The sequence below is a fragment of the Cytobacillus solani genome (genome assembly GCF_001420595.1).
Classification (GTDB): Bacteria; Bacillota; Bacilli; order Bacillales; family Cytobacillaceae; genus Cytobacillus; species Cytobacillus solani.
Window position 1 is genome coordinate 230,749 of the sequence record NZ_LJIX01000006.1, and the last position, 24,906, is coordinate 255,654.

23 protein-coding genes are annotated in these 24,906 nt (G+C 35.2%); 16 read left to right on the plus strand and 7 right to left on the minus strand.

What is annotated here, in order from left to right:
- The first annotated feature begins 1 nt into the window (after position 1).
- The 5 genes from AN957_RS27975 to AN957_RS03095 all read left to right on the plus strand — a co-directional run bounded on the left by AN957_RS27975 (position 2) and on the right by AN957_RS03095 (position 2,769).
- Positions 2 to 142 (plus strand): CD1375 family protein, encoded by a 141-nt coding sequence (locus AN957_RS27975; protein WP_172797608.1) that lies wholly within the window; start codon positions 2 to 4, stop codon positions 140 to 142.
- 111 nt (positions 143 to 253) lie between these two features.
- Entirely contained in the window at positions 254 to 439 is a 186-nt protein-coding gene (locus tag AN957_RS03080) for a hypothetical protein (protein ID WP_056682222.1), read from the plus strand.
- A gap of 76 nt (positions 440 to 515) precedes the next feature.
- Entirely contained in the window at positions 516 to 926 is a 411-nt protein-coding gene (locus AN957_RS03085; RefSeq protein WP_056682225.1) for a phage holin family protein, read from the plus strand.
- Complete coding sequence (locus AN957_RS03090) at positions 923 to 1,834, plus strand: GH25 family lysozyme (RefSeq protein ID WP_056682229.1); 912 nt, start codon at positions 923 to 925, stop codon at positions 1,832 to 1,834. Before AN957_RS03085 ends, AN957_RS03090 begins: the two co-directional genes overlap by 4 nt.
- 200 nt (positions 1,835 to 2,034) lie before the next feature.
- A complete protein-coding gene (locus AN957_RS03095; protein ID WP_056682232.1) occupies positions 2,035 to 2,769 on the plus strand; it encodes a hypothetical protein in 735 nt (244 codons plus the stop codon).
- Between the two features lie 617 nt (positions 2,770 to 3,386).
- Here the strand turns inward: AN957_RS03095 and AN957_RS03105 are convergent.
- Entirely contained in the window at positions 3,387 to 3,977 is a 591-nt protein-coding gene (locus AN957_RS03105; RefSeq protein ID WP_056682238.1) for a helix-turn-helix domain-containing protein, read from the minus strand.
- Between the two features lie 225 nt (positions 3,978 to 4,202).
- Here AN957_RS03105 and AN957_RS03110 point away from each other — a divergent pair, with 225 nt between their 5' ends.
- Entirely contained in the window at positions 4,203 to 5,822 is a 1,620-nt protein-coding gene (locus tag AN957_RS03110; protein ID WP_056682241.1) for an SIR2 family protein, read from the plus strand.
- A 115-nt stretch (positions 5,823 to 5,937) separates the two neighbouring features.
- On the opposite strand, the gene AN957_RS03115 is transcribed toward AN957_RS03110, so the two are convergent.
- Together AN957_RS03115 and AN957_RS03120 are read right to left on the minus strand one after the other, a co-directional pair.
- Positions 5,938 to 6,183 (minus strand): hypothetical protein, encoded by a 246-nt coding sequence (locus AN957_RS03115; RefSeq protein ID WP_056682244.1) that lies wholly within the window; start codon positions 6,181 to 6,183, stop codon positions 5,938 to 5,940.
- Between the two features lie 727 nt (positions 6,184 to 6,910).
- Positions 6,911 to 7,231, minus strand: a complete 321-nt coding sequence (locus AN957_RS03120; RefSeq protein ID WP_053478095.1) for a hypothetical protein — start codon at positions 7,229 to 7,231, stop codon at positions 6,911 to 6,913.
- A gap of 195 nt (positions 7,232 to 7,426) precedes the next feature.
- On the opposite strand from AN957_RS03120, the gene AN957_RS03125 reads away from it, so the two are divergent.
- The gene (locus AN957_RS03125; RefSeq protein ID WP_053478096.1) at positions 7,427 to 7,966 is read left to right on the plus strand and encodes a hypothetical protein; all 540 of its coding nucleotides are present in this window, start codon (positions 7,427 to 7,429) and stop codon (positions 7,964 to 7,966) included.
- A 192-nt stretch (positions 7,967 to 8,158) separates the two neighbouring features.
- Here the strand turns inward: AN957_RS03125 and AN957_RS03130 are convergent, their stop codons facing one another.
- Positions 8,159 to 8,470: a YolD-like family protein gene (locus AN957_RS03130; protein WP_075209073.1), complete on the minus strand. Its 312-nt coding sequence runs from the start codon at positions 8,468 to 8,470 to the stop codon at positions 8,159 to 8,161.
- 224 nt (positions 8,471 to 8,694) lie between these two features.
- On the opposite strand from AN957_RS03130, the gene AN957_RS03135 reads away from it, so the two are divergent.
- From AN957_RS03135 to AN957_RS26585, 4 genes are all read left to right on the plus strand, one after another.
- Complete coding sequence (locus AN957_RS03135; protein WP_053478097.1) at positions 8,695 to 8,934, plus strand: YolD-like family protein; 240 nt, start codon at positions 8,695 to 8,697, stop codon at positions 8,932 to 8,934.
- A gap of 538 nt (positions 8,935 to 9,472) precedes the next feature.
- A complete protein-coding gene (locus AN957_RS03140; RefSeq protein WP_053478098.1) occupies positions 9,473 to 9,913 on the plus strand; it encodes a cell wall hydrolase in 441 nt (146 codons plus the stop codon).
- A 974-nt stretch (positions 9,914 to 10,887) separates the two neighbouring features.
- Positions 10,888 to 12,159, plus strand: coding sequence for a RidA family protein (locus AN957_RS03145; RefSeq protein WP_056682246.1), 1,272 nt, complete (start codon positions 10,888 to 10,890; stop codon positions 12,157 to 12,159).
- 1,498 nt (positions 12,160 to 13,657) lie between these two features.
- The gene (locus AN957_RS26585) at positions 13,658 to 15,478 is read left to right on the plus strand and encodes an FG-GAP-like repeat-containing protein (protein WP_075209074.1); all 1,821 of its coding nucleotides are present in this window, start codon (positions 13,658 to 13,660) and stop codon (positions 15,476 to 15,478) included.
- 859 nt (positions 15,479 to 16,337) lie between these two features.
- Here AN957_RS26585 and AN957_RS03160 read toward each other — a convergent pair.
- The 3 genes from AN957_RS03160 to AN957_RS03170 are packed head-to-tail and all read right to left on the minus strand — an operon-like array spanning position 16,338 to position 18,767.
- Positions 16,338 to 17,165 (minus strand): DUF4097 family beta strand repeat-containing protein, encoded by an 828-nt coding sequence (locus tag AN957_RS03160; protein ID WP_053478102.1) that lies wholly within the window; start codon positions 17,163 to 17,165, stop codon positions 16,338 to 16,340.
- Positions 17,165 to 17,854: an ABC transporter permease gene (locus tag AN957_RS03165; RefSeq protein ID WP_056682248.1), complete on the minus strand. Its 690-nt coding sequence runs from the start codon at positions 17,852 to 17,854 to the stop codon at positions 17,165 to 17,167. The genes AN957_RS03160 and AN957_RS03165 overlap by 1 nt, the downstream gene beginning before the upstream one ends.
- Entirely contained in the window at positions 17,832 to 18,767 is a 936-nt protein-coding gene (locus AN957_RS03170) for an ABC transporter ATP-binding protein (protein WP_053478104.1), read from the minus strand. Before AN957_RS03170 ends, AN957_RS03165 begins: the two co-directional genes overlap by 23 nt.
- 152 nt (positions 18,768 to 18,919) lie before the next feature.
- Between AN957_RS03170 and AN957_RS03175 the strand changes: the two genes are divergently transcribed.
- The 5 genes from AN957_RS03175 to AN957_RS03195 all read left to right on the plus strand — a co-directional run bounded on the left by AN957_RS03175 (position 18,920) and on the right by AN957_RS03195 (position 24,857).
- On the plus strand, positions 18,920 to 19,642 hold the full coding sequence (locus AN957_RS03175) for a response regulator transcription factor (protein ID WP_053478144.1): 723 nt from the start codon (positions 18,920 to 18,922) through the stop codon (positions 19,640 to 19,642).
- Positions 19,639 to 20,736, plus strand: coding sequence for a sensor histidine kinase (locus AN957_RS03180; RefSeq protein ID WP_056682249.1), 1,098 nt, complete (start codon positions 19,639 to 19,641; stop codon positions 20,734 to 20,736). The genes AN957_RS03175 and AN957_RS03180 overlap by 4 nt, the downstream gene beginning before the upstream one ends.
- A 183-nt stretch (positions 20,737 to 20,919) precedes the next feature.
- Complete coding sequence (locus tag AN957_RS03185) at positions 20,920 to 21,567, plus strand: TetR/AcrR family transcriptional regulator (protein ID WP_053478106.1); 648 nt, start codon at positions 20,920 to 20,922, stop codon at positions 21,565 to 21,567.
- A 133-nt stretch (positions 21,568 to 21,700) separates the two neighbouring features.
- Positions 21,701 to 24,052 (plus strand): ABC transporter permease, encoded by a 2,352-nt coding sequence (locus tag AN957_RS03190; RefSeq protein WP_056682252.1) that lies wholly within the window; start codon positions 21,701 to 21,703, stop codon positions 24,050 to 24,052.
- A 37-nt stretch (positions 24,053 to 24,089) separates the two neighbouring features.
- Entirely contained in the window at positions 24,090 to 24,857 is a 768-nt protein-coding gene (locus tag AN957_RS03195; RefSeq protein ID WP_053478108.1) for an ABC transporter ATP-binding protein, read from the plus strand.
- Positions 24,858 to 24,906: the final 49 nt, after the last annotated feature.

Below are 24,906 nucleotides of genomic sequence, written 5' to 3' on the forward strand. Positions count from 1 at the left end.
AATGGTAACTTTATATGCTGACTTAGTACAATTAGGATTAAGAGTTTTGGAGAATCCACAACCTGGTGAAATTGCTGTTCCAACATTTTTAAAGGCAGCTGTTAAAAAGGAGTTAGACGACCGTGCAGCAATGAGTGCTTAATATACATTTGGATAAAAATGCGCAACAACTGACACCTGGAAATTGGTACAATTATTTGAAGGAAAGACTCTCCCTTTTGTCGAATATTGCTAGATGAAAGGGAGGGTATCAATGAGATATTTGGTTGAATATGTACATGGAGATATATCCGATGTAAAACATGAAGCAGTTATTATTGAAGCAGCATTGAGTAAGGAACCAACTTATGAAGAAGAAAATAGAATCTTTAAACCAATAATTCTGCGGGAAATGGGTCATAGTGATATTAAAATCATGAATTATAAACAGTTAGATTAAGCACTCTCAAATGAGGGTGCTTTTTCTTATTGCACCGAACCGATCGGGGCTAATTTTATGAGAGTATGGTGGGAAAATGGAGAAAACTTTTCAATTTGTAACAGCATTATTAGCAGGAGCAGTCCAATTCCTATATGGGGATTGGACTATTTTATTGACTATTTTACTTGTTTTAGCCATTCTTGATTTTATAAGTGGAATGGCAGCTGGCTTTGTTGAAGGAAATCTAAAAAGCAAAGTGGGCATGATTGGGATTGCTAGGAAAGTCTTCATCTTTGTAATGGTAGCAGTTGCTCATTTAATAGACCTATTACTAATTGAAAGTGGTTTAGAAACAAAGGCTTTGGTAATGACTATGGTCATTGTATTTTACGCAGTAAATGAGATTTTATCAATAACAGAAAATGCAGGACGCATTGGTCTCCCAGTGCCAGAACAAATTAAGAGTGCAATAGTTGTCCTTAAAGGAAAGGATGATAGAAAATGACAAGAAACTTAATCGTTGATATTTCTCATCATCAACCTAATAACAAGATCAATTGGGAGCAAGCTGCTAAAGAGGTTTCACTATTTGTTATTCGAACACAATATGGTACCTCTACGATTGATCGTGAGTATAAAAAGCATGTTGCTTCTTGCAAGCAGTATGGGATTCCATTTGGACATTATATCTACACATTATTTAAAGATAAAAATGATGCTATACGAGAAGCAAAAGACTTTTTAAGCCGTTGTGATAAAGATGCAAAATTTTTAGTTGTTGATGTAGAGGTTCAGACTACGAAAACAAAAGCTGAAATGGCTCTTGCTACACAAGCTTTCATTGACTATTTGAAAGCAAATGACCATAGACCAGTTGGTTTGTATACTGGGCACCACTTTTACAAACCTTATGGAATGGATAAAGTAAAAGCAGATTTCCTATGGATCCCGCGTTATGGGAAAAATGACGGAACACCATCGATAAAGCCTGATTATGCTTGTGATATCTGGCAATACACTGAGAAGGGCCGTGTGAACTGGTATGGAGGATATTTAGATCTTAACCAATTGATTGGCAGCAGATCATTAGATTGGTTTATTGGGATTGAAAGCATGCCACCAGCTCCTATAGAAAAACTAATGTGGGGTAAAACAGAATTTAAAAAGGGACAAATTGGTCGTGTGACAATTTTGAAACCAATTAATTTATGGACCGATGATGCTAACGGAAAATTAGAAATGGCACGTATCTTACAACCAGATGAACAGTATAGGGTGTACGGTTATCGAGATAAGCATCAAGGACAATATGATGTAGGCGGCGGTCATTGGGTTACGAAGATGGACGGCTACATTAAATATGAGACACCGTCTAAAGCTTTGCTAGAAAAGGCAGCAGAATTCTATAAGTAATAATAAAAGCCCTTCCAGTTGGATGGGCTTAGTTTTTTACTAATATAAAAAATAAAAACTAATAAAAACTTTATAAATCAGAATTTACGAAAAATACAAAGAAACCTAAAAATTACAAAAATAACCTATTTTTTATATCTGAACTATAGTAGACTGTAATTATGCAAATGTCATTGTCTACCAATTTTAAGGGGGAAAATATGTTTAAAAAGTCAATAGTCTCATTAATTGCGTTCTTTTTATTAATAAGTCCTGTATCAAACACTCTAGCTAACAGTTCGGAAAGTCAAAAAATTATTGATAAAAGGGATTTTGAAGCTTCATTAGATATTGATTATAAACAATCGATAGATGTTAGAGGTGAAATCTACGAAATTTATAAGAATGAACAAACTGACGGAACTGTTAAATATGAAGCACACAGTCCTGAAGGCGATGTAGAAAAGTTTATATTGAAAGAAAATGTGTTATACGATGAAAAAGGTGAAGTTTTAGCTACTATTAACGAAGAGTTAGTTCCAGCAGAGGACGAGAATGATTCTTCTACTTCACTTAATTCTAATGGTGATATTGGGGTAATGGCATATTATGATTCAGAAACTTCTCCGTATCCTAGTGCAGATTATAGTAAATATAAGGACACTTATCTCGGCAATTTACAATTGGAGAAAAACATTAAAAACTTTACAGCTGGTGCACTAGCTGTAATCATTGGATTAGTAGCTCCAATTGTAGGAGCTGCTATGTCAGCTATTCTAATTGCTGAAGCTTGGGAAAATGACATTAATGCCTTTGCTATTTTCTATAAGAAGGTAGAATGGCATCATAAATCTTTAGGAATGCTTGCAAAACAATTTTTTGTTACTATGTATTGGGATCCTAATCGTAAAAGTCAAGCAGGTCCAACAAAAGTATATTATAGTACTTTCGCTTAATAATTAATTGATAATATAGTAGACAATGACTATTGCTAACTTAATTTTAATAATGAAAGGGAAGTGGAAATGGAAAAGAACGAAAAAATGAGTCAAAACCAACTTAGCATCTACCATTCTCTTATTTCCGTATGTATCCTGTTTATTACAATTTCATTAATACAACAATCGACTAAGTATAATTTCTTATACGCTTTATTGTTTTTGATTATTAAAAGTCTAGTAGATATTGTATTTCATAAGTTAGGCTATTCTTTTAGAGGCTTTGGTATAAAAAAAATGTTGATTGCAAATTTAATAATCTTATTCTTTTTTGTTATCTGGAGTGTTTTTTATTAAGAATGAGTTCAATATTAGATTAATTGATTTTTTTTAAGGAGAAGATAAAAAATTGACTTTCTATTAGGATCCAAATAATTATTAAAATATTTCCATGACTTATAATTGAATCAGTTACTAGACCTCTTCCTAAAAATTTGCTTAATACTAATAAGGTTATCTCTCGATTGATTCGGGAGTAAGTACTCTGTCATTAATTAATAATCCCACTTTCCTCCTCAATATTCCTTCACATTTTGTTCTATAATAAAGCCCTTCTCAATTGAGAGGGGCAATTCTTAAATATGCTTCCATGTTTTTCGTAAAACAACATCTGATATAGTAGGACGCTTAACATTATATTTATTTGCAAGGTAATATTGTGCCAGCGTTTTCGTATAGCCAATTTCTAGCATTTTCTCGTATTCTAGACGGATCTTCTGTACCTTTTCTTCTGTAAGCTTCACACTATTATTTAGTTCCCCTAGCTGTTTTTCTCTTAATTTTCTCCTGTACTCATCATTTGTTCGCAGCTGACAGGCTTCTTTAATATCCCTAGTTCCCTTAGAAAACTTATTGAGATAATCTATAACAAAATTAGGTTCTACTCCTAATTTCTTCGCTATTTGGCGTGTGGACATTAGCTGATCATAGTACATGATTTCAATTTCCTTACCTAGTCTATCTACTTTATTTACATACTCAATTTTACTAGGTCGTAATCCGTTGCTATATTGCTTTAGTAAATTGCTTACAGTCATTGGTGACATTTTAAGTGCTTTAGCTATTGTTTGGACAGATTGGTGGTAGTCGTTGTATAGAGTAAGTACCTGGGGCAGTTTTTGAAGTGTTTTTTGAGTGAAGTTTGTTCGTATAGGCGTTTCATTCATAAAAAGATCCCTCCTAAACCTAATAATTAGGCAAGAGTGGAACCTAATTTTGTTATAGATTATCTCAATAAGTATTCTAAGGGAACTAGGGATATTAATATTGGAGGGAAGTCCTTGTGACAAATTGATGGATTTTAATTTCAAATTATTTTACTAGAGAGGGACTTTCAATCTTTTGTCGAAATATAGACATTATATAAAAAATAAAATATAGGGGGTGAATTTATGGTTGAAAGTGTGCTGAATATGCTAAAAGAAAAAAATGAATTTCCGATACTGTTTATAGGATCGGGGATATCAAAAAGATATTTAATGGACTTCCCTAGCTGGGATGGATTATTAGAAAGGTTTTGGGAAAAGTCAGAAGAAAACAAGAATTTTTATGGGAGGTTGAATATTTTAAGGGAAGAATTGAAAAGTGAAAAAGGATTAATAAACGACAAAGAGATAGAATTTTATAGCAATCTAGAAATGAGTTCATTAATTGCAAAGAAATATAATAGGAAGTTTAATCAAGGTGAAATAAATATTGAGGATTTTTCGACTAAAGATGCCTATTCGACAGGAATCGAACCATATAAAATGGGAATTAAAAATACTTTTAAAGAGTATTTGATTCGAAGTGAAAAGGAAAGTGAAGTAGAAAACTTTAAGAAAGCTTTAACAAAATCACAAATTATGATTACAACTAACTATGATAATTTTATTGAGGACAGCTATAATTCAATTAGTCAATATGGTGTTAAGACATATATCGGTCAAACTGGATTTTTCGAGGAGACCATTGGATATGCCGAACTTTACAAAATTCATGGTTGTATTAGCAAGCCACAATCAATTGTAATTACAAAAGAAGATTATGAATTATTTGATAAAAATTCTATCCTTATTAGCGCAAAAATTATTTCAATGTTGATCCATTCACCAATCATATTTCTAGGATATTCTTTAACGGATCTAAATGTTAGAAAGTTTATTAAAGATTTTGCATCATCCCTTAACGCTGATGATCCTATATCTCTTGAGGAAAGACTTATAATCGTTGAATGGAAGGAAAATGAAAAGAGTTTAATCGAAGAGGTAATTTTTGATCCAGAATTAAATTGTAAGTTTACTGTAATAAAGACTGATAATTACAATTTAATTTATGATTATCTCTTAAAAATAGATCAGGGAGTAGCTCCTTCAGAAATACGAAAATATCAGCACATTATTAAGCAACTTGTTATTGACGCTGGAAGAGAAGGTGCTTTAAGATCAGTATTAATTTCTCCTATAGAATTAGATGAACTTGAACAAAGGCTAAATAGTCACGATGCACTTAATGAAAAAATAGTAGTAGCAATGGGAGATTCGAAGGTAATATTTCAAATACCGAATAAATTATCTTATCTTGAGGATTATATCTTTGAAACAAACGAATTAACTACGGATGTTGTTTTGAGATTTTTAGCAAATGAGAATCAAGCGGGACGATATCCATTCATTAAATATGTATCAAATAAGAAAATTGAAGAATCTAGTCTTCATGATTATGAAAAAGAAAAACTAAGACAAAGATTGAAAAATCACGGAAACCTTAATATGCAAATGAATAGTATTCCAAATTCTTATCGTATAAAGATGAGTGAATTAGATGAAATTTTATCTTGGGGATACGTCCCTGACAGAGAATATTGCATAATTGCATTTAATATTGAACGGCTAGATTTTGAAAAGGTTGATCAGTATATTAAGAAAAAAGTCAAAGATCTTGTATCTGCAGGAGAGGCTAAGATTAATACACATCTTCGAAGATTACTATTAATTTATGATCTTGTAAAAAATAAAAGAAGTGACGCCTAACCAATTCAGGTTGCCATCACTTCTTAGATCTTTATAACAACATCATATTCGAAAAGAATAAAAATGTCTATAATAAATTATAACCAATTTTAGCCCTTTTCAATACGAGAGGGCTTTATCCTTTTTGCCCCCCAACCAACTTACTCCTATGCAAAGCAGTGCCAGCACCTGTAAAAGACACTGCTCTTAGAATAGCTGCAGAACCATACTTATTCCTAATCTTATCAACTACATACCCAAGCTCCCGTTTTTTCCAACCATCAATGTCAAATAAATCTAGCTGCATCTCATAATCATCAACAAGTTTTGTAATAGACAATGAAACTGATCGTACCGTTTGTCCTCTGTAATTTTCCTTCATCGATTTTGTTACCTAAAAAATGCACACGATAATGTACACGATAGAATAACTTTATTCTCTTTTTTAATTAACTTCAAAAAACTACTCAGCAGTAATAAAATAATTTACTTACTCTCTCTAATTTATAATTTTTTAGCTCAATACTTAAATAAGTCGGACTTCAGTCAGGATTTCCGCATAATTAAAAATGAAACCCCGAATATTATGAACCATAGCTCTTAAATATAACAAATATTTATTTTGCCTATAAAATAGATATTGAAATAATGTATTTCCAATCAAGATTCGTCATATGCTGAAATTTAATTTCTGATTAGTATTCAGAATTATGTCCACCTTTTGAAACTGCAACTAGTTTTGTAGAATGTAAAAAACCATAACATTTGCTTAATTATGAGTTTCATCAAAGGATCCAATGAAACAATACAAATAAAAACGATAAAAGTAGAGGCATATAAGCGTGATATTTATAGATAAATTAGTAGAAAAGAAATTGCATCAACCTTAATTTCAGGTACTAAAAAAATAATATAGGAAGATGTCAAATTAACTTTTGATTTTATTACTCATTTGAGATGCATAAAATATGTACAAAAAGTGACATAAAAGGTAAGAAAATAGAGCAAAACATCCGGATACTGATTAATAAAGTTAATTTAATTATAAATATAAGTAAAGGCATGTTATAAAGATCAGTAGATCGACCTCTATAACATGCCCCCTAATTTTACTCAGCCTTTGTTACAATACCCGAATAAGTAGCTTTCCACCATTCACCATATGTACCCCAAGTTTCTAAACTACCTTGAAGTGTTAATGAACCATAAAATCCATTACTATCACTATAAGTAATTGATTTAGGTACTTGTGAACTACTATATTCAGATTTTAAGTAGTATTTAGTCTGAGTTACACCCTTTTGAATATTCTGAGTAGAAACATCTTCACTAGCAATAGTAATAGTTTCTACTGGTGCAGCACTAACCGGTCCAAGCATACTAAAACTAACTCCAACAGCAGCAGCAATTGATAATATTTTTTTCTTCATTCCCTCATCTCCCATTATTTTCTATTTTTGTAATATATATACTACGATTTTAATATTATCATATAATTTATAATATTCAACACTATTTTACATATTTTCCTTATTTTTTACAGTAAAGTATATTTATCTCATTTTTTATAGTATACTGTAAATTATAAATATTACTATAAATCTTTTAATCGAGGGGGATTAATCATGAAGAGATCACTATTTATTGGAGCAATCACACTAGGATTACTAATAGGATGCTCCAATGAAGGAAGTAAAGATATTGAAGAAAATGAACAAGATACAATAGCCTCCAGCGAAAAATCCACTGAGGAATTAAAGACTTGGAATGTCACAACACAAAACTCTATACAAATTAAGAATGAAAACGTGGATTTGTTAGGTGAAATAGGTGATTACGTTCTTAGGTCAGATGTATTTCGGATAGAAACAGAAGGACTATATACATGGTATTTATGGACTCAGGATCAAAATAAAGAAGATTTGATTGGAAAGAAAGTTAGTATAAAAGGTATTAGTGAAAAAAATAAAGGTGAAGAAATGCACTTATCAGATGGGGAAATCCAAGAATTATCAGAAGATGAGATACTTAGTTTGCCTGATTCTGATAGAATGGTAAAATTCGAAGCAAAAATTACTCCCCTAAGAGAAGGTAGATGGAAATTAAAAACCTATCTTGAAAATAATTTACTTGGCACTACCGTAATTAGTGTTCAAGCAAAATGAGACAATTGTTGTAAAACATAAAAAATCACTCTATAGAGTAGGTAGAAAAAACCTCTCTATAGAGTGATTTTTTTGTACTATAAAGTAAAAGTACAGAAATAACTAGAGAAAAGTACAACTTTTACTATTAAGGCACTATGAGTAAAGATTTATAGAAAACTAGGAGGAAAATTTAGGATTTGCTAGTCTAAACTAGGAGTTAACTACATGATTTTGGATTACCATGTACTGTCGGAATTGGCCCCAACATTGACTTTTCATGCTATTAATATAATGAACAGTGCCGGTAATTATATTAGTAAATCCATTTTCAAAAACTACGATGTTCAAGGTTTCGTTAAATTCCATGGCTTCACAAATAATCAATTCAAACTCTTCTATGGCTTGTTCGTCTAATAAAGGTTGTTCAACCCGATGTTCATCCACTAGTGCATCTTTCAAACTCTGTACATGCTCTGGCAGCATCATTGCAGTCCACTTAATAGTTCCGCGGTCTTTTATCATTTATTCCATCTCCTTTTCATATATTATATGCGAACATTAGTTCTTTATTCAGCTTGAAATCGAATAAATGTTCGTATAAAATGAAGGTAAAGGAGGTCAGATTGATGAGAAGTTTATTATTAAAGGCGGCAGCAAATGGCGCATTATTAGAAATGATATACCAGGAAAATAACTAACATCTTATCAGTCGGGCCAGTAAGAAACCTAAGGAAAGGTGCATAACAGTGGCTAAAATTAAGAGAAAACGACCAACAAGGGATGAATTCGAGTTAGAGGAGATTGGAAATACACTTGTAGAGGCAAATGATGAAAAATCAGAAGTAATTTTAGATGTTTGGGAAAAAGGGCCTGTTCAAGGAAATATTATAAAAATGGATAGTCGTACAAGATTAATTCATATCGAAAAGGATTCAAATGTTACTAAAGTTCCTTTTATGGACATAATGAAAGTTTCGGTATTATAAGTTGGAGCTCCTCTCATTTGAGAAGAGCTTTATTTATTCCACCAAATGTCCCTATAGGTTTCTTTCTGTATGGTTAGTGCTCTTGTGATCCGTAACAGACGTATCTTCATCTCTAACAAATTCCACCACTCTAATGAGATCGATTACAAACAATCTCTGGCAAAAGACATTCTAAAATTCAAAAGATATACAAAGTTATCCACATATAATCCACAATTTGTACTTATTTGGGTGACAAACACGCCTTATCGGAAGAAAAAGCTTCAGAAGATATGTGAAGGTGTGAAAAACCCAATCTACCTATAGGAGGTGTAAAGATTATTAAGTTGTAAAATTAACAATAGAGTCGTTTAAAAAGTTAATAAATATGAATCATTCTATTCCACAAACGGGGAGTTTAGTTGAACAAAGAGAAAAAAGAATGCAATAGTTTTCATTTTACTTAAAAGCTTTAAGTTTTTATAACTAAGTATTTATATTACATAAATAATGACATGAATGTAGGTTATTTTTCATACTATATTTTTGGGGTGGAAAAATGACAAGAGCAAAATACCGAAGTTCAGACGTTGACTTAATGGCAAGGATGATGAGAGCAGAAGCAGAAGGTGAAGGACAACAAGGAATGTTATATGTTGGAAATGTAATTGTGAATCGACTTGTAGCTAATTGTATAGACTTTATAGGTTTAAGAACAATTCCACAGGTCATTTATCAAGTACAAGGAGGAAATTATGCTTTTGAAGCTGTTCAAAAAGGGAATGTATTTTATCAAAGAGCGAGAGGTATTGAAAGAAGATTGGCAGAACAGAATTTGAAGCACTGGAGACAGCATCCGGCTAGATATGCCCTTTGGTATTTCAATCCCTATGCGCCATGTCCTCCAACATGGTATGATCAACCTCATACTGGTCAATTTAAAAACCATTGTTTTTATGAACCAAAACCTGGAACATGTGATAGTGTTTATAGAGGTTAAGCATACTCTTTGAGTAAGCTTTTTTACATGTTTAAAATATTTATATAATATAAAACTTTTAGTAATAGTTTTTATCTAAAAAAGTTAGAATGTGAATTTTTCTACTTAAGCTAATGAGTTGCTTTCCTTTAATAACAATATTCAACAATCGGGCGCAATTGTTGAATAAAACATAGATTTTTAAATGACCATGATTCAAAATGCTGGGTTGGGTTATGTACTTATTCAAGTTTCTCCATTAATATTAAATGTATTAAAGCAAGTAGGGAATGCGGTGTAGTATCCAAAAGGTGCCCAATAAGTGCCTGTTTTAATATTTTTCAGTATCGTCAGGTGAATTTTTAAATGATAAGGTTGTACCTAACAGCTATATATAATAGTAGAAACTAGGGTAGTATTTCTCTATATTCCCTCATAACAAATGGGCGGCATGATGTAATAAGCCCCTCCAACCATTGATATGACTGGGTTTGTTAGTAAGGTGAGAGTGGTTTGCTAACATTGAGGATATTAATAGAGGCTTCTCATAAGTTCATTGAACTTTTGGGGGGCTTCTTTTTTCATTTCTTGGGTTACTTGGAGATACATATTTTTCCTGATACTCCCACGGCTAAAGCCGATGGGGTTCTAAGATACTAATACACTGTTACTTACCCTGGTCTTGGTTATATGTTGAAAAGTATCTAGAGACATATAGGTGAAACCGAATCTGAAATAAACCTTTGACCCCCGTATTGCAAATGAGCAATACGGGTATTTTTATATAATTTAATCTTTTTGCAATGTATCTCCTTACAGTTTTATTCGCCTGTAATGCCCTATATTTTATAGTTAAGTCGCAAGGTTGAACTACTTAATATTCCTTGCATTTCTACAAAACAAATCATTTTTAATGGTTTAGCCGGTTATTTCGGTGCGAAACATGAGTTAATACATATATCTATAAAAAAATTATCTAAAAGGGGAATACTATTATGAGCGGCTTTAACGCAGTATTAGCAAGAAATACGGAAAATGCTCCAAACGGTAACGGTCTATATTCACAAACTGTAGCTTTCTCTCATTACAATAATCTTTCAGCTCAATTACCTATCGAACCCAAAACTGGTAAATTGGTAGCTGGTGGTATAAAAGAGCAGGCTGAACAGTGCTTTAAAAATATCAAGGCAATTGTAGAAAGCATTGATCATGTTATGAGCGATATTGTTAGAATCACTGTATTCGTTAAGAATATCAAAGATATTGACGCTGTAGACGAAGTTTATAAAACATACTTCCCAACCTATGTTCCTTCACGAACAACAGTTGCAGTTGCAGCTTTACCTATGGATGCTTTGGTGCAAATTGAAGCACTTGTTTCACACGGTGAAGGTACCATTCCAAACGCACCACAAGCAGGCGATCTCATAAAGCTTACAAATAACACGGAAAATGCACCAACAAGTTCTCTATCTACACAAACCGTGTCTTTCTCTCATTACAATAATCTTTCAGCTCAATTACCTATCGATCCGAAAACTGGTAGATTGGTAGCTGGCGGTGTAAAAGAGCAGGCTGGACAGTGCTTAAAGAATATTAAGGCAATTTTAGAAAGTATCGACGTTCCTTTTGATGATATTGTTAAAATTAATATCTTCCTTAAAGACCTATCGGATATTGATGCGGTAAATGAAGTTTATACAACATTTTTCCCAGACTCGGCTATTGCTAGGGCTGTAGCCTATGTCCCTGCACGGACAACAGTTGCAGCTTCCGCTTTACCTATGGATGCTTTGGTACAAATTGAAGCAGTGGTGTCACACGGAGATGGTACACCTCCACAAGCTGTTGAAGACAGACATGGAATCGTTATATGGGCAAACAACACTGAAGATGCACCAAAGAGTTCACTATCTACACAAACTGTAGCGTTTTCTCATTACAATCACCTTTCAGCTCAATTACCTTTGGACCCAAAAATTGGTGAAATAGTAGCTGGTGGTATAAAAGAGCAGGCTGAACAGTGCTTAAAAAATATCAAGGCAATTATTGAAAGTATCAACCATGATATGGACGATGTGGTTAAAGTAAATATCTTCCTTAAAGATATCGCGGATGTTGATGCTGTAGACGAAGTTTACACAACATTCTTCCCAAGCGGTATTCCTGCACGAAGAACAGTTGGCGTATCAGCTTTACCTCAAGATGCTTTAATCCAAATCGATGCAGTTGTAGCAAACGCTGAGGGAACACCTCCAAAAGCATAACAGGCATTTGTTTGTAAATACAGGGACTATCAAAGTTACTTGTTAATGCCGATGGTGAATGCGAAATCGCATATCCTATTCATAAGTGGCTGTCTCAAATGAAAATTGAGACAGCTTCCGTTTTTTAACAGCGCAGCTTACTTCTCACATATTGAGTATATGGTTTAGATAGACGTTACTAAAAGCTATAGATTACAATTTTGATTACATAGCTGGCAGAATCGGAAGTGAAAATGCTAACATTTTGAACTAACGCAATCCTATGAAAAACGGTAAATCCCCGTTAAAGATGTTACAGACAGAATTTAAAAAATCTTAATTTAACGTACTTTTCACACTCATCGTTAAAGATATTACACACTCTCAGCTTACGGGCGGCATGATGTAATCACACCTTACCAATTAAATGAAGCTTCTCATTAGTCATTAGACTTTTGAGGAGCTTCATTTTTGTTAATCAAACGTATGATTAACAAAAATGTATGCTATTTTGTAAAAATCAATCTGTGGAACGAGATTAATCGGAGAGTCCCAGTGAATTACACCTTAGTATTTTTAGAGGCTATGTTAAACAATTGTTGATTAGCTACACTACCTTTGGTGCACATACTCATTTAGTTATTCATTCGAATAAAATTAAATGAACATGTACACCAAAGGCTATAAAACAACAGCAAACATTAACAGGGCCACATTCTTAAAGCCTTATTAGTTTTCCTTTCAATATGCAAAAAAACGGAAATCACCACAAATTTTCCGAAGCAAGGGGACGGGGCTCTTGCTTGCTCGTAAAAAAGACAAGAACAGCCCCTATGCTTCTTTATTCTGATATAACGATCAAAAAAAACTCAAAAAATATTATGCACTTAGGTGAGTGAACGATATTTCCTGGGCTTATTAACAAAATCTGTCTCCAAATAAGCGTGCAGTAGAAGCTTTCAGGCCATATTCCTGCAATTATATGAGTGAAAACTACACATTCTTAATTGAACTATTGGATTATAATAAATAATACACAATTATAAAAGTTATTTAATTAATAAATAAAAAAGAGACGCTTCTTTAAACTGCTCTGAGATATAGCCCTTAGGTTAGGTCTTGAATCATCCCTCCTTATATTAATTAATTAATTTTCCAATATCATATAATGAAAATCTAAATTTGCTTGTACTAAAGTACAGGAGCCAAGCTAATTTAAAAACAATAAATAACCCAATCTCATTATCCAAAAATCCATACAATAATAATGTAAACATTGGTACAGAGAGGGCTATTTGTACAACCGATTACAAGTGAAGCACAGGATATGAGGTATATTGTTTTACATTTATTTCAAAATTGAGCATAGGTTGTAGAATGAAAAAATCAATTTTTTGTTCTCAATGAAAATTTTATAGTGAAATTAATGTAAAGATATGGCTCCCGCACCATCAAGAAATTCCTTTTTCAAATAAAGTCCTCATCTTTTTCCAATGAAAGCAAATTTGGAGGTTTTACTATGCCTTGTCCATCATTTCAGACATCAACTTTCCTAAGCGGTGGTGTTGCTCCGGTTAATCTTGTTGTCGCAGATTTTAATGGGGATGGAAATCCCGACCTCGCTGTCACAAATCAGACTTCCGCCAATATCTCAGTGTTTTTAGGGAATGGCTCAGGCGGTTTCGCTTCGGCTCCCGGAAGTCCGTTTTCTAGCAGCGGCCTGAGTCCAGATTCGATCATTTCCGATGATTTTAATGGAGACGGGTTTCCTGATCTTGCTGTTGTGAATGGGATTGGCAATACTGTTTCGGTGTTTTTAGGGAATGGGACCGGAGCGTTCACCCTCGCTCCCGGAAGTCCTTTTTCTAGCGGAGGTTTGTCTGCATCCGATATTGCTTCTGCCGATTTTAATGGGGACGGGATTCCTGACCTCGCTGTCTCAAACCAAAACGGCAATGTCGCTGTGTTTATAGGTAACGGGACGGGGAGCTTTGTTTTCGGTGTTAATTTGATAAGTGCTGCTCCAACCGCCGTCATTTCAGCCGATTTTAACGGAGACGGGTTTGCTGACCTCGCTGTCTCAAACTCTACAGGCACCATCGCAGTGTTTTTAGGGAATGGAGCAGGGGCATTCGCCTTAGGTCCTGGAAGTCCTTTTCCAAGTGGAGGTTCAGTATTTGCAGAGATCATTGCCACGGATTTTAATGGAGATGGATTTCTGGACCTTGCTGTCACGGACTTTATTAACAACGCTGTCTCAGTGCTTTTAGGGAATGGCTCGGGAGCATTCGCCCTAGCTTCTGGTAGTCCTTTTCCAACCGGAGGTATAGGTGGTACACGTGATATTACGTTTGGGGAATTTAATTGCGATGGGATTCCAGACATCGCGGTCACAAACACAAGCGACAACACAATCTCGCTGCTTTTAGGAAATGGGACGGGAGGATTCACTCTCGCGCCTGGAAGTCCTTTTTCAAGTGGCGGACTTGGCCCAACCTCGCTAGCGTCAGCCGATTTTAATGGAGACGGACTGGTTGATCTAGCAGTCACAAACTTTACATCTGGCACAATTTCGATTTTACTCAACGACTGTGAGCCCGAAATAGTATGTCCCGCCGATATCACGGTAGCAAATGATCTCAACCAATGCGGAGCTGTAGTAAACTATCCTACTCCTACCGTTTCAGGTAACTGTATTGGAGCTATTGCATCATGCAGCCCGGGTTCCGGTTCCTTTTTCCCTGTAGGGGCGACGATGGTGACATGTACGCTAACAGACGCCTCCGGAATTGTAGTTGATTCCTGTTCATTTACCGTTACTGTCGAAGACACCCAAGCGCCGAACATCACTTGTTCTAATGATATTATGACATCAAATGCTCCTGGCCAATGTGGAGCAATTGTCAACTTTCCGGCTCCAATTGCAAGCGACAACTGCCCTGGTGTGATGGTTTCGTGCTCCCCTGCATCAGGAACCTTTTTTAGTGTAGGCATCACACCAGTTATTTGTACTGCGACTGATAGCGCTGGCAATACTGCCGAATGCTCTTTTACAGTTACAATAGTCGATTCTGAACCTCCAGTGATTACTTGTTCTGACGATATAACGGTATTTAATGATCCTGGAAGTAATGGAGCATTTGTCAGCTTTCCAGATCCTACTGTAATCGATAACTGTCCTGGCGCAACAGCTGTCTGCACCCCGGCATCAGGTTCCTTTTTTCCTCGGGGGACAACAACTGTCACATGTACGGCTACAGATGCGGCTGGAAATATCAGCGCTTGTTCTTTCAACGTAATCGTGATTGTCGATCCTTGCCGGTTTTTTAGTGGAAGATGAAGCTGAAGAAGGTAATAAAAATGGAGGAAGCATGGAGAAGCTTCTCTAGCTTCCTCGCAAAAAAACACTAGTACCGTTCCTGTGCTTCCTACTTAATCGTCGTCAAAACCTTCTCAATTATACAAAGACGTGTTCTCATTAAAAAATTGAGCTTTTCTGAACCTATGAGTATTACAATCATATAAAACACGATAACAAACGGGAATACGTCTATTTATAAATGAGTAGCAATGAATCCAAGAAGGGGAGATAAGAATGTACTTCCATTATAGGCCAGCGTCCATTTGATAACGTACCATCGTCTGTGACTAATCTCTTCCCAAAGCGAGCAGGCATCGCGTGAAGCATGATGGAAAAATAGGCGCCAATCCTAAACCTATAAAATTAAAACCAACAAAGGAATAAACAATGGGCAATGGAAACAAAAGAAACTTTTGAAAGCGCTTGAACTAGATCTGGTTCAACAGCTAAGTTTAAGTAGGTGAATAAAACTACATCCAGATTACGTTGTTGAAAACCTTTCAGAGCTTATGTTTGCTTAATGTAAAAATTTCAGTGGATAAACAAATGGATTAGATTATTCATCAACCAATACAAAATTCCACTGAAAAACTAAACTGTACTCGTTTAAAAGTCAAAATAAAGTTGTCATCCAGTTTTCTCTTCACGGGCGGCATGGTGTAATCTGACCCAATTCGTGATATTTCAAGGTTTTCAAGGGTATTAACATGTACATGATCTTCATGTTCGCAATTTACATACTAAGTATTTTACCCCCTCCTAATGAAAGAGGGGGGGTTCTTTTTATAAGCTTTATTCCGTTTGATTATCAATCTGTGAAATTTAAAAGAATGGTGGGCTACTTTATCAAAACTGCACCATCTTCCGTTTCAGCTGAAAGCATGTTAACGCCTTTACCAATAATATGTGCTTTCTTATTATAATGTGGTAACAGTATTTCAATATCTTCACCAGCAGTTGTCAATCGAAGGGAATCGGGTGTTTTTTTATAGTGAATACGAATATCTCCTGAAGCACTTTTTGCTTGAACCTTTGGCTGTTCCTTTGCCTCTGTTATATAAATTTGCCCATCAACTGTTTGTATCTTATGAGTGATGCCCTTGCTTTCTTTTATGGCAACATCACCTGCATTTGTCGTAATCGAAAGGTTTTCAATTGTACTTTCAGCTATTGACACACTACCATCTTTTGATTGGATATCTGCATATGAGATGGACATATTTTCTAGAATGACATCGCCCGCAGAAGTCCTTACCTCTACTGATTCCAGCACTAAGTCATTAATATTTAAGTTACTATCATCCGTATGAAGTGTAAGTGTTTTAAGTTGACCTTTAGGTAGCTGTACGAGAATAGTTGTCTGACGAATGTGAATATGATCTGTCCATTTTTTCTTTTGTTGCTGCTCTTCCATCACCAATCTATTGTATTCTTCTCGAATGTTTACCATATTTTTATTTAATTGATGTCCTTTTATTTGTACATGTATTTTATCATCAGATGAGTTGATAAATTCGGTATTTAACATATCAAGTGACACATCGAGATGGGACACCGCTTCATACTCACCAATTGTTATAGTTTTAGCGGGTTGTTTTATATATAGAAAAAAAATAGCTGTGCCTACAATTCCGAGCAATAGTACTGCTAAAATTGTTCGTTTCATTAGGCTACATCCTTTCTATCAATATGACGGAAGGATAAATAAGCAATGCCGATTCCAAGCAGCGCTAGAATCAGTGGAATAATGACGACATCGGCTAGGCTAAATGTCTTTCCACTATCTGAAACCGTTGAATTTACTAAAAAGCCAATAATGACAGCTGAGGTAATCGTTGTCGCTGTTGATTTTTTTCGCATGCCGAAAAACAATGGAATTAATGCAATCGCACCCATTGAAAATGCGTTTGTGACTGTTTTGGGAAAAGTGGCTATTATTTCTTGCCAAGTGATTGTGCCTGCAAATAGTCCGATAGAAGGCTGTAGAAATAATGTGATCACTTGCATAAAACAAATACCAATCAATAAACTTCCTGTCGTAAAGGTATAGGCAAGGATTAATTTAGCCAGTAACAATTTTTTTCGCTCGATTGGGTATGTGAATAGCACTTGCATCGTTTTCGTTCGAAATTCCGAAATGATTAAGCGCGATAGAATGACACTGCCAAAAGTAATGAATGTAATATTGGAGATAACTGTAATAAGTGACATAAATTCTTGGAACGAACCCATATCTCCACTGTCAATTGCTATTAATGTGACAAAACCATAGATGCTCAAAATACAGCATACAAAGGTTTTAAAATAACGTGTCATCTGATTTTTGTTCCATTCAAGCTTCATGATCTGCAGCATTTGTGATCCCTCCGTTAATGCGGCGAACAAAGTATTCTTCCAATGTTTGCTGCCTTATTTCCACTTTCTCGATATCTACCCCATTAAGAATTAGATGCTTTGTCATAGAGGTTGTCTTTTCGTTTATTTTTGTAATCTGCAGCGTTTTTTCGCTAAAGATTTGTACTTTAGCACCAAACGCCTCTTCTAGTAAACGCTTTGCCTTATCAGTGTCACTCACTACCATTTCAATCATTGGCTGTTGCAGCTTGCGGAGTTCAGTCATTGTGATTTCTTCAATTAATTTACCATGATGTAATATGCCAATTGTATCGGCAATGGACTCAATTTCAGAGACAATATGGCTGGAAATTATAATGGTCATTCCATACTGTTTTTTTAATTTGATAAATAACTCACGCATTTCTTTTATGCCGATTGGATCCAGCCCATTAACTGGCTCATCCAATATTAATATTTTTGGTTTTGTGACAATTGCACGTGCAATTGCTAGGCGTTGGCGCATACCGAGTGAAAATTCTTTTACCTTTTTCTTCTCTATCTCCCTGAGTCCTACAATTTCTAAAACCTTAACAATGCGATTATGATCTTTATATCCTATATATGCACAATGCAATTGCAGGTTTTGATAGGCGGTAAGGTTATCGTAAAATACTGGATATTCAATTAAACTGCCGATGTCTTTTAAATAATGATAAGAATCTTTAGTGATCTGCTCGTTTTGAATAATGATTTCACCGGATGTCGGTTTAACTAAGTTTAATATCATTTTCATTATCGTGGTTTTACCAGCACCATTTGGTCCAAGAAACCCATAAATTTCTCCTTCTTTTATATTCATGTTCACATTGGTAATGACAGGATCGAGTGTAAATCGTTTTGTTAACTGGTGTGTCTGAATAATATAGGTCATACATAAGCCTCCTGTTTCTACTTGCTTATTTACAGCTTAAAAGATGAAAGTAAAAACAAAGTAAACAGAATGGAAAATGTACGAAATTTTTATTTGAAAGGTGGGTAGGGGTGGGGAAAAATGCTAGAATGAAAATAAAAAGAGGAAAATGTATGACAGATCATGCAAGGATTTTAATTGTGGATGATGAAATGGGCATTTTAAAAATGCTAGATATCACTTTGAAAAGAGAGCACTTTTCCAATATTACAACAGCATCAACAAAAGAAGAGGCATTGCGGGCTATAGAGGAAAAAGAATTCGATATTATTTTATTAGATGTCATGCTGCCAGATGGTGATGGGTTTGCGTTATGTTCAGCGATTCGTCAGCAAACGACAGCGCCCATTTTATTTATTAGTGCACGTTCTAGTGACTTTGATAAATTAACAGGGCTTAGTATTGGCGGGGACGATTATATTACAAAGCCTTTTAATCCACTTGAAGTGGTGGCGAGAATACGTGCCATTTTGCGCAGACAGAGAGTGTACGAAAATAGGATAGGGCTATTTGAAAAGAAAATCTATGAATACAACACATTTTCATTTTCACCGGATGAGGCTTTATTAACTGTGCATGGGGAAGCAGTAAAAGCTACTGCAAAGGAATTAGAATTATTGCATTTCTTTTGTAAAAACCCAAACCGTGTGTTTACGACTTCAAAAATTTATGAGCTTGTATGGGGAGAGGATGTGTTTGGAGAAGAGAAAACGGTCACAATTCATATTGCAAAGCTGCGTAAAAAGTTAGGTGATCATTCGAGAAATCCAACGATTATCGTTAACTTGCGAGGCATTGGCTATAAGTTTATTCCTCCAACAGGTGATACAAGGTGAAAGTTCAACACCGCTTTATTCGATACCTATTATTAGGATTTGCTTTTTGGTTATTGCTTTTAGCTATCATAATACCAATTATTATGCAGCTTATTTTACCAAAGTTCGGGCTTGCTGGTGAGAAGTATGAGTGGATAGTGCCCATTGTTATTTGTATTGTGACACTGTTATGCATAATTCTATTTGGCTGGTATTTTGGCAGTCCCTTAATGCTTGTGATGAAGGGGATTAACCAGCTTGCTCATGAGGATTATACTACTCTTCAAGAGCAAAAAAAAATATATACACGCAAAGGAAAGTTGAAAATTCGCTATCGATTATATCAGGAAGTGATCTCACAGCTTTCTGACCTGCGCTCACAGCTAGAAAAAGCAAAGGGCGAACGTGAGCAGGTAGAAGAGTCGAAGCGGGATTGGATTGCAGGAGTTTCACATGATTTAAAAACACCATTAACCTACATTAAAGGATATTCTAAATTATTACTAAGCCCGGATTATGATTGGTCAAAAGAGGAGCAGCATAATTTCATTCAAGAAATTGATGATAAAGGGACACATATGGAGCAGCTTGTAGAAGATCTAAATTTAGCCATACGTTTTGAGGGCGCACAATTGGTGCCCATTAGTAAAACAGCACAAAATATTGTTACTTTTATCCAACAAGTGCTTGCTGATGTTAGCAATGATTTGCGAGCGCAAAAACATCAATTTGAAATGTATACGGAACTCGATGCTTTAGTGATGGAAGTTGATTCTCATTTATTAAAACGGGCACTGCAAAATATATATATAAATGCAGTAATCCACAATGAAGCGCCTATTACAATTACAACTACCTTGGTAAAGGACCAAAGTATATTAACCATCTGTATCCAAGATAATGGAATCGGTTTGACAAAGGAAACGCAGCAAAATTTGTTTAATCGTTATTACCGGGGCACAACAACCGAACAAAAATCTGAAGGAACAGGGTTAGGTATGGCGATTGTGAAAAGTTTAATTGAAGCGCATGAGGGTGTGATTGCAGTAGAGAGTTCATTACAGCAAGGGACAAAATTCACAATCACATTACCCATAAATCATGCAATCCCTTAATGAAACAAAGTTTTATCAGTCATGAATCATTAAAAATACCATTTTGTTTGAGGTCACTGAAATTTTCAGTGGCCTCTTAGTTTTGTTTTATATCCCCTGTTTTTCCAAACTATTGACAAGTAACGACGGTGTGTTATGCTAATGCTGACAGACAGTCGGTCTATAAAACAAGGAGATGTAAAAATGAGAGTTGTAAAAGATGCAGAGATACGTAGAAATGAAATACTTGATGCAGCGGAGGAGCTCTTTGGTCAGAAGGGTTTTGACGGAACAAGTACAAAAGATATTCTAGAAAAGGTCGGAATTGCAAGAGGAACGCTTTATTACCACTTCCAATCGAAGGAGGCTATTATGGATGCGCTGATTGATCGATATGGTGACCGTATTTTACATGCAGCAAGGGAAGTTGCTGTAGACAAGAGCATACCTGTAAATGAGCGCATTATTGGTGTTGTAATGGCTTTAAATGTAAAGGGGGATAGCGGCGAGGAAATCAAGGAGCACATGCATAAGCCGCAGAACGCGCTTATGCATCAGAAAATACAGAAGGTCATCATTAACAACGTTCCTGGGATACTAGCAGGTATTATCCGCGAGGGCATTGAGCAGGGACTGTTTGATACGCCGTTCCCGTATGAGTGCATGGAGATGGTTGTGGCATATATGAATACTGTTTTTGATGATGATATGGTGGAGATGACGAATGAAGAAAGAGTATCACGTATACGTGCGTTTGTTTTCAACTTAGAAAGGCTGCTTGGTACAGAAAGCGGAAGCCTTATGTACATCATGCAACTGTTTGGTGGCGAAGACAGCAACGATAATGAATAATATAGGATCTCCATTTAGTGAAAAACATAGAAATTACTAATAGAAGATGGAAATGAAGGGAGCTTGCAGTTAGAATGACTCTCTCAATAATCTGGATACTAAAGAAGAGGAATACAAAGTCAGGGGGAAAGTGATGTTTTTTAAGATTGTAAAGAACGATTTTAAAAGGACCAAAATAATAACGACAGCAGTATTTGTATTTATTACGATGGCAGTTATTTTGGCAGCTAGCGCGATCAACAATATTGCCAATTTGATTCAATCGATGTCAGAATTACAGGAACGTGCAGTGCCAGCTGATATTACACAGATGCATTCTGGAGAATTTGATCAGGCAGGGATTGATCAATTTACTGAGAAACATCGTGAGAATATTGCGATGCAGGAGACAATGGTTCTTCTGACGCTTGATGGAAGACATATTCATTTTGGCAAAAATCAAACGATGTCGGGAACTGTACAGGATATTTCATTTGTTGTTCAGAATGAAAAATTTGACTTCATCTTAAATCTAGACAACGAAAAGCTTGAGGTAATGGAAGGTGAGGTCGCGGTTCCTATTTATTTCATGCAATATTATGATTTAAAAATCGGTGAAACAATTACAGTGAAAAATGGAGACTATGAAAAAGAGTTTGTCATTTCCGATTATGCAAGAGATTATGAGATGAACTCTTCTCTTACTTCTTCGAAACGGTTTGTTGTGAATCAAGTTGACTATGATGAAATGCGGAAATTTCAGGTAGGAGAAATAGAATATCTCATCGAATTCAAACTAAATGAAAACGGGGATTCCTTGGCTGTTCAGACTGCCTATATTGAAGCTGGACTTCCAGCAAACGGTCCTGCAATAGATGGGAAAATATTCCTGGTATTTAATGCTTTGTCAGATACCGCAGTGGCCATGGTCATTATACTAATCAGTATTCTATTGATTATTATTAGTTTTCTCTGTATTAGACTTACGTTTTTAGCAACGATTGATGAAGATATAAGAGAAATTGGTGTAATGAAAGCTATCGGTATATCCAAAATGGAAATAAGTAAGGTATATCTGAACAAATATAGAATGATGTCGGTACTAGCTGGTACAATCGGGTATTTGCTTTCCTTTGCAATTGTTAATCTGATTAACGGTAACATGAAACTTTATATATCCTCAGATTTATCAGGAAATTTGAAGTATGTACTTTCACTTATCGCTCCAATTATGTTTTATTTCATGATTGTCATGTACTGCAAGAAAGTACTGAAAAGAATCGATAAAATTTCAGTGGTGGAAGCCTTACGTTCCAATATTATGGAGCGTGGAAAGAACCGCAAATACAGTTTTCCACTGCAAAAGAATAAATGGTTTAGCACCAATATCTATATGGGACTTAGGGATGTTTGGATACGACGCAAACTATATAGACTGCTGTTCTTAATTTTTATCGTATGTACATTTATTATCATACTTCCTATCAATCTTTATAACACCATGAATTCACCAAAATTTTCTACATACATGGGCATTGAAAAATCCGATATTAGAATTGATTTTCGAAAGACAGATACAATAACAGAAGATTTTAACAAGCTGCTCGAAGAGATAAAAAATGATTCCGAGATTGTGAAAAACGCAGCATACGTCACGAGTTCATACCAGATTAAAAATACTGAAGATTCATGGGACTATATTAATATTGAAATTGGGGATTTTTCCATATTCCCATTAGAATACCTTGAAGGAAGGGCACCAAAGGCTGAAGGAGAAATCTCACTATCTTATGCGAATGCCTCAAAAGACGCATTAAACAAGAGGGTTGGAGATGAGGTAATAGTAAAGGTTAATGGGAAAGAAAAGACGTTGAGAGTGACTGGTATTTATCAAGATATTACAAATGGCGGAAAAACAGCAAAAGCAGATGCAAGTCTTGAAATAAATAAGGAAGCCGTTCTTTGGTATATTGTGAGCATGGATGTGGCGCCCGGTGTGGATATTCACGAGAAAATGAACGACTATCAGAATACGTATGATTCTGCACAAGTTAATGATATTAAAGAATACACACAACAGACACTTGGAAATATTATTGAACAAATGTACACCATGGTATTAGGGGGAATTGCCATTGCTGTCATGATTATTGTGTTGATTACTGTACTATTCCTCCGGATGTTATTATCAAAGGATATGTCTCAGATTGCCATTATGCGAAGTATGGGTTTAACTTCTAAAAATATTAGTCATCAATATTTGGCAGGAACGTTGACGGTACTCGTATTTGGAATCATATTTGGAGCATTCGCTTCCAGTTATTTAGGAGAGATCCTAGTAAGTATAGCTATGACTTTTATGGGAGCTGCAAAAATTGAATTAATTAATGTTGCATGGCAGACTTGGCTGTTATGTCCATTAGCATTGATTGTAATAGTTGGTATTACGATATTTGTGTCTTGTAAAGTAGCTGTAAAAGATGATTTATCTGTAACTTTAAGATAGTAGATGTGAATTTTATTAGTTTGCAAGGGGGATATAAATGAGTCTGATAGTAGAAGCAAGAAATATGAACAAAAAGGTAAAATTAGGAAATGATCATGAGCTTCATATCTTAAAAGATATAAACCTGGAAATCGAAGAAGGTGAATTCGTATCGGTTATGGGGCCATCGGGAAGTGGGAAAACAACATTGCTTTATAATATAAGCGGTATGGATAAAGTAAGTTCCGGCAGTGTAAAGTTTAAAGGCAGTGAAATCACCAGTCTAAAAGAAGAGCAACTAGCGCGGATTCGCTTGAATAACATGGGGTTTATTTTTCAGGATATTAACCTCTTAAAGAATCTATCACTGATCGACAATGTGATGTTTCCTGCTCTCGTATCAAAAGGTGCCGATAAACATGCGGTAAATCTTAAAGCAAAGAAACTATTGAAAATGACAGGTATTGAAAAGCTTGCAAATAATACAATTACTCAAGGCTCTGGAGGACAGCTGCAGAGAGTCGCTATTTGCAGGGCATTAATAAATGAACCGGACATTATTTTTGGAGATGAACCGACCGGAGCGCTGGATTCCAAATCAACAGTAGAAATTATGTCAATTCTTACAGAGATTAATAGAAAAGGGACAACAGTCATACTTGTCACGCATGATGCCAAGGTGGCTGCAAAAACTGAAAGAGTCTTGTTTATGTTAGATGGGAATCTTGTTGCACAGAAGAAAATGAGCAAATTCGATAGGAGGTATGAAAATAGTAAGAACAGAGAGGAAAGCATTATGAAGTGGTTAATAGAACACGGCTTCTAACTAGCATCTTCATAGCGTTTAGCGGGAAGCTTCTTTTGTGGTTGAAATT

Bases quoted from the DNA above. Each gene is read 5' to 3' on its own strand.
- AN957_RS03175 (WP_053478144.1), top strand. From the start codon at position 18,920: ATGACAGATCATGCAAGGATTTTAATTGTGGATGATGAAATGGGCATT.
- AN957_RS03165 (WP_056682248.1), bottom strand. From the start codon at position 17,854: ATGCTGCAGATCATGAAGCTTGAATGGAACAAAAATCAGATGACACGT.
- AN957_RS03140 (WP_053478098.1), top strand. From the start codon at position 9,473: ATGACAAGAGCAAAATACCGAAGTTCAGACGTTGACTTAATGGCAAGG.
- AN957_RS03085 (WP_056682225.1), top strand. From the start codon at position 516: ATGGAGAAAACTTTTCAATTTGTAACAGCATTATTAGCAGGAGCAGTC.
- AN957_RS03090 (WP_056682229.1), top strand. From the start codon at position 923: ATGACAAGAAACTTAATCGTTGATATTTCTCATCATCAACCTAATAAC.
- AN957_RS27975 (WP_172797608.1), top strand. From the start codon at position 2: ATGGTAACTTTATATGCTGACTTAGTACAATTAGGATTAAGAGTTTTG.
- AN957_RS03160 (WP_053478102.1), bottom strand. From the start codon at position 17,165: ATGAAACGAACAATTTTAGCAGTACTATTGCTCGGAATTGTAGGCACA.
- AN957_RS03145 (WP_056682246.1), top strand. From the start codon at position 10,888: ATGAGCGGCTTTAACGCAGTATTAGCAAGAAATACGGAAAATGCTCCA.
- AN957_RS03120 (WP_053478095.1), bottom strand. From the start codon at position 7,231: ATGAAGAAAAAAATATTATCAATTGCTGCTGCTGTTGGAGTTAGTTTT.
- AN957_RS26585 (WP_075209074.1), top strand. From the start codon at position 13,658: ATGCCTTGTCCATCATTTCAGACATCAACTTTCCTAAGCGGTGGTGTT.
- AN957_RS03110 (WP_056682241.1), top strand. From the start codon at position 4,203: ATGGTTGAAAGTGTGCTGAATATGCTAAAAGAAAAAAATGAATTTCCG.
- AN957_RS03170 (WP_053478104.1), bottom strand. From the start codon at position 18,767: ATGACCTATATTATTCAGACACACCAGTTAACAAAACGATTTACACTC.
- AN957_RS03195 (WP_053478108.1), top strand. From the start codon at position 24,090: ATGAGTCTGATAGTAGAAGCAAGAAATATGAACAAAAAGGTAAAATTA.
- AN957_RS03125 (WP_053478096.1), top strand. From the start codon at position 7,427: ATGAAGAGATCACTATTTATTGGAGCAATCACACTAGGATTACTAATA.
- AN957_RS03105 (WP_056682238.1), bottom strand. From the start codon at position 3,977: ATGAATGAAACGCCTATACGAACAAACTTCACTCAAAAAACACTTCAA.
- AN957_RS03190 (WP_056682252.1), top strand. From the start codon at position 21,701: ATGTTTTTTAAGATTGTAAAGAACGATTTTAAAAGGACCAAAATAATA.
- AN957_RS03130 (WP_075209073.1), bottom strand. From the start codon at position 8,470: ATGATAAAAGACCGCGGAACTATTAAGTGGACTGCAATGATGCTGCCA.
- AN957_RS03080 (WP_056682222.1), top strand. From the start codon at position 254: ATGAGATATTTGGTTGAATATGTACATGGAGATATATCCGATGTAAAA.
- AN957_RS03185 (WP_053478106.1), top strand. From the start codon at position 20,920: ATGAGAGTTGTAAAAGATGCAGAGATACGTAGAAATGAAATACTTGAT.
- AN957_RS03095 (WP_056682232.1), top strand. From the start codon at position 2,035: ATGTTTAAAAAGTCAATAGTCTCATTAATTGCGTTCTTTTTATTAATA.
- AN957_RS03115 (WP_056682244.1), bottom strand. From the start codon at position 6,183: ATGAAGGAAAATTACAGAGGACAAACGGTACGATCAGTTTCATTGTCT.